The sequence below is a fragment of the uncultured Nostoc sp. genome (assembly GCF_964245575.1).
Taxonomy (GTDB): Bacteria; Cyanobacteriota; Cyanobacteriia; order Cyanobacteriales; family Nostocaceae; genus Nostoc.
On the sequence record NZ_CAXTNP010000417.1, the window covers coordinates 1 to 4,806 of the forward strand.

Below are 4,806 nucleotides of genomic sequence, written 5' to 3' on the forward strand. Positions count from 1 at the left end.
GTCTATGGAGTTTATCCATTATTCATTTTATTAGGTATTTACAGCGCAGTTTATGTAATAGAAACTTATAGTAGAAAATTACAGTCTCTTTTGAATGATTTGATTCCCCTAAAAGCTATTAGTTTGGCTATAGTTTTTATTATATTTTTTATCGATATACAACCGACTCGAATCTTAGCTGGATATAACGAGGCTATCAATAGAAATAATACGTTTGTATTTGAATACATCCATGATCATAAACAGCCTTCTGATATAGTTGTCTCTCCTCTCCCATCATTGGCAGTAATTAAATTAGGTAAACTTGATTACTTCTTAATGGGTACTGGCTATTTTGATGCTGTTTATTGGCATGAAGGTAAGTTAATTGACCGTTGGGCTGGTGCAACGGTAATTAGTAATTTAGACCAATTAAATCGTGTTTTACAAAGCTCCCACCGTGTATGGATTCATTTGGAAGATACTAGAGAAGGTAGATTCAACCGTGAAACTTGGACATATATTGCAACTTTGGGTAAACCAGTTCTCAATAGCTTCGGAACTCGTTTAAGGCTCTGGCAACCAGAAGATGGAATACCAAGTAGTGTACCTAATCAAGGTAAGGATTTAGGAGCTTACTAACACTTTTATATGACTACTCTTTGATTTTTTAAAATTTATTACAATTATCTTTTTTTTTACCCTATTAATTATTCTCTATGCACTACCTATGCAAGTAATTTCAGTAATTAAATCGGATGTTATAGATATGAGGATTTTATAGTGAAAATCAAACCAATAGTAATTATTAAAACTGTTATTAGTATAGTATTTATAGTCCTAATATTCACTCATGTAGATATTCCTCAAACCTGGAAACAGTTTCAGACTTTATCTTTACCATTTGTTGCTTTTGCTCTAATTTATTATACAGGCTGTCAATGGTTGAGTTGTTGGCGATGGCTAGTTGTACTCCATTCCACTGGCCATTCAGTACCGATGATTAGTCTCCTCAGCAGTTATTTTGCTGGGATGTTTCTCAATATATTTCTCCCTGGTTCTTTTGGTGGAGATGCCTATCGTGTCTACCGATTAACAAAAGAAACGAAAGATTCTGAAGCTGCACTTGTATCTGTATTTCTGGAAAGATTTACAGGGCTTTTTGCTTTATCTGCTTTAGCTATATTAGGCTTACCTCCTGCCGTGAGAGTAGTTGGACGTTGGGATATTATTCTACTTTTCTTTGGTTGTGTTATTTCTTTAGTTGGTGGAGTGCTTTTAATTGTTAGTCCTCAATTACTAAAAGTAGCAGAACCTTGGCTACAAAAACTACATTTGCAAAATCTAGGAGTACGCTTTGCTAAAATCCAAATGCTTTTAAGGCAATTTGCTCAACATCGCCAATCTTTAGGTTTGTCGATCTGTCTTTCTTTTTTATTAATGCTTGCTATAGTTTATTATCACTATCTCATAGCTCAACAACTAAAAATTCCTATTTCTTACCTAGAGCTTTTAGTTTTTATTCCGATCATAGCGGTAATTACGTTAATTCCCATATCTCTAGGGGGTCTTGGTGTAAAAGAAGGTTTATGGATTTACTTGTTCAATCGAATTGGTCTAACTGGAGAGCAAGCTCTTTTGTTATCTATTACGATGACAATGCTAGGTTGGCTATTAGCCTTACCAGGAGGAGTAATCTTACTGTTAGATTCTGCTGGATTTCATAAAATTAAGCAAGCAGATGATTCGCAAAATTCTTCTCATTGAAAATTCACTATACACTACATTTGATCTGAGGTACTTATGAACCGCTCTATTTTTCTAAAGATATATCCATATATTCTCAAAAAACGTTCTTTCTTTTTTAAACTGGGGACTCCCTATCTTTATATACGCTCACTCTGGTATGCTGGCAACGATGTTTTCTGCCCTTGCTGTGAAAGAAAGTTTCGGACATTTTTACCTTTTGGCGCTCAGAAGCGACCTAATGCTATATGCCCTAGATGTTTATCTTTAGAAAGACATCGTTTACTATGGCTTTATCTTAAGAACAAAACAAATTTGCTTTCACAAAAACTCGAATTGCTTCATGTTGCACCAGAATATCTCCTCAAAAAATCTATATCTAATCTGCCTAATATTAGTTACCTCAGTGCTGATTTACAACCAAACGAAGCAATGGTACAGATGGATATTACAAATATTCAATATCCAGATAATGTCTTTGATGTAATTTTGTGTAGCCATGTTCTAGAACATATCCCTAACGATTGGCAAGCTATGGCTGAATTATGCAGAGTATTAAAACCAGGTGGCTGGGCAATTTTACATATTCCGCTTGATCCTAAGCTAGAGAAGACCCTGGAAGGAACAAGTGATTTATCACCTGAAGAAAGAGAACGGCTATTTGGTCATCATGATCATATGAGAATGTATGGTCGTGATTATAAAGAGAAGCTTGAAAAAGCTGGATTTACAGTAAAAGTTGATAGCTACGCGCAAGAATTGGGGATTGATAATATTCAAAAATTTGGCTTGATGCCAGATGAAGATATATATTATTGTACTAAGCCAGAATTGGTAGCTTAGTCTTTAGTCTCTCTAGCTAAACAAGAATAGTAGCAGTAAATTTGATGGTGATATCTGTGGCTCAAAAAATTTTTTTGCTTACACTGAGATATCTAGCATCTCGGTTCTCAATATTATTGTTATTGCAGCTAACAACACAAATCGTCTTTATTGCTGCGACTAATAACAGCAGTACTGTAAACGCTGGAATGCATCTATTGGTAAGGGAAAATAAACAAATTCCCATTAAACTTTCTGCAAAAACGGATTTTGAGCATGAATCAACTGATTTAATCGCCAATGTTGTCTACCAACGTTTATCAGGTTTGCAGAAATCAATGATACCTAATGGTGCTATTGCTGCAAACGTCCTTTGGATACGTCATCAGGCAAGAAGTTGGTATATTGAAGAGCAGCGATATGGGGAAGACCTAATCATTGGTGGCTTGATCAAGAATGATCCACAAGCCATTGAAGCAGGATTTAAGATGTTTGATTGGGGGTTTGCCCACCAAGTTGATGATGGTAGCTTCTTTATAACGGGCGATCGCTTTCACAGCACATGTTTCTTTGTAGAAGCTGTTGCTCATACCCTTCTAGTAATAGAACAATCTCCATATTCTGAAAAGTATGCTAACCAAGTAGCCAAATATAAACCTTTGGTGCATCGTGCAGCTAGATGGATGATTAAGCCAAATATCTGGAAAATCGGAATCAGACGTAACAAACCATACACCCATCGTCGTTACTTAGTTGCAACAGCTTTAGGACTTACGGGTAAATTAACTGGCGATCAAGAATTGATTGAGTACGCCCATAAGTCTATTGAAGATGGTTTATCTCTGCAACGTCCAGATGGCGTTAACCCGGAAAAGAATGGACATGACAGTAGTTACCAGATGGTAGGTGTGATTTATGCCCAGCGATGGGTGACATACTTTCCGCAAGATGAAATAACGCCTAAAGTTGTAGCGATGATTAATAAATCGTTGCTATGGGAACAGACAAGAATGTTGCCTTCTGGAGAAATTAGCACTCAGGATAATACCCGCACTGCTGGACAGGAAAAAGGACGCTCTGGCAAGGTAAAAAGTATGGATAGAAGGCCAGCATTACGTGCTTTTGCTTATTGGGCATCTGTTACAGGTAATCAAAAGTGGGAAGAAAGCGCCTATCAAATAGCAAAGTTTTACTATAAAATACCGTAAATTTTTACTGTACACTAAATTGAGATGTGTCACAAAATGCCAATCTAAAAATAGACAGGCTTTTCTCGGTTGATGTGCTGAAGGCAACAAGTATTGCAGCAGTTGTTTCTTACCACAGTGTTTTTGTTCCTGAATCCACATATCCATCAGTAGCATCAAGCGCCGCCTTCATCGCCGAATGCCTTACCCTGTGCGGTGACAATGAAAGATAGCAAAACTGATATCAGCAAGAAAGCCATCTTTCATTAGCTGACTCTTGTTTTGGCGTAGATGCTTGCTTCCCGCTTAGGGCAAAACAACAATATCCAGACAACAAGAGCATTATTACTTAGTCAAATCGTCAGCGCTTACACGTACATACCATTTCTCCATTTCGTCACTTGATACTTAAAACTACTAAAATTAATAGACCTCTTGCAAAAATATTTTATGGTATGATGTTGGGTTTTGTCGCTTGAATCAATCTACTTATGCGATACGAGCAAACAAAAAAGTTATCGAATCGGCAGTTCAAACGTTTGGTTGGGGTGCAACAACGCACGTTTGATGAAATGATTAGGGTGTTAAAAGATGCAGCTAGTTTGAAGCAAACACGAGGTTATCCAAACAAGTTAAGCTTGGTCTTCCAAGCTTTAGTTTGCTTACAATATTGGCGGGAATACCGAACTTACTTCCACATTGCTAGTGACTGGGAAATATCAGAATCAACGGTTTGCCGGATAGTACATTGGGTTAAAACTACATTAATCAGTTCTGGGAAGTTTCGTTTAGGAGGAAAAAAGTCCTTGTTGATCTGATCACAGAAACCGAAAACGGCTGTGATGGATGTAACGGAAAGTCAAATTGAACGTCCCAAGCACGGGCAAAAACGCTTTTATAGTGGTAAACAAAAACGACATACTCTCAAATCTCAATTGATAATTGACCTAACAACCCAAGAAATTCGTTGCATTGTAAACGGTTCTGGTCGCAAACATGACTACAAGCTATTTGTAGATAACCCAAGTTGCCAGTTACAAAATCAGACTGGTGAACTGGTGTCAAAAAGGCA

At 37.1% G+C, this 4,806-nt stretch carries 5 protein-coding genes and 1 pseudogene; all 6 read left to right on the forward strand.

All coding sequences use genetic code 11. From position 1 onward, the window contains the following. Positions 1-621, forward strand: a pseudogene (locus ACFFAP_RS35845) (glycosyl transferase); the annotation flags it as partial. Between the two features lie 141 nt (positions 622-762). Next, on the forward strand, positions 763-1,746 hold the full coding sequence (locus ACFFAP_RS35850) for a lysylphosphatidylglycerol synthase transmembrane domain-containing protein (RefSeq protein ID WP_375515669.1): 984 nt from the start codon (positions 763-765) through the stop codon (positions 1,744-1,746). 36 nt (positions 1,747-1,782) lie between these two features. Continuing rightward, positions 1,783-2,568 carry a class I SAM-dependent methyltransferase gene (locus tag ACFFAP_RS35855; protein ID WP_375515670.1) on the forward strand — a complete coding sequence of 262 codons (786 nt, stop codon included), beginning with the start codon at positions 1,783-1,785 and terminating at the stop codon, positions 2,566-2,568. Positions 2,569-2,624: 56 nt separating this feature from the next. Further along, on the forward strand, positions 2,625-3,755 hold the full coding sequence (locus ACFFAP_RS35860; RefSeq protein WP_375515671.1) for a hypothetical protein: 1,131 nt from the start codon (positions 2,625-2,627) through the stop codon (positions 3,753-3,755). A gap of 470 nt (positions 3,756-4,225) precedes the next feature. Beyond that, positions 4,226-4,552: a transposase family protein gene (locus ACFFAP_RS35865; RefSeq protein WP_375515672.1), complete on the forward strand. Its 327-nt coding sequence runs from the start codon at positions 4,226-4,228 to the stop codon at positions 4,550-4,552. 24 nt (positions 4,553-4,576) lie between these two features. Beyond that, positions 4,577-4,806 (forward strand): transposase family protein (locus ACFFAP_RS35870; protein ID WP_375515673.1); only part of this gene is annotated, 230 nt, incomplete at its 3' end.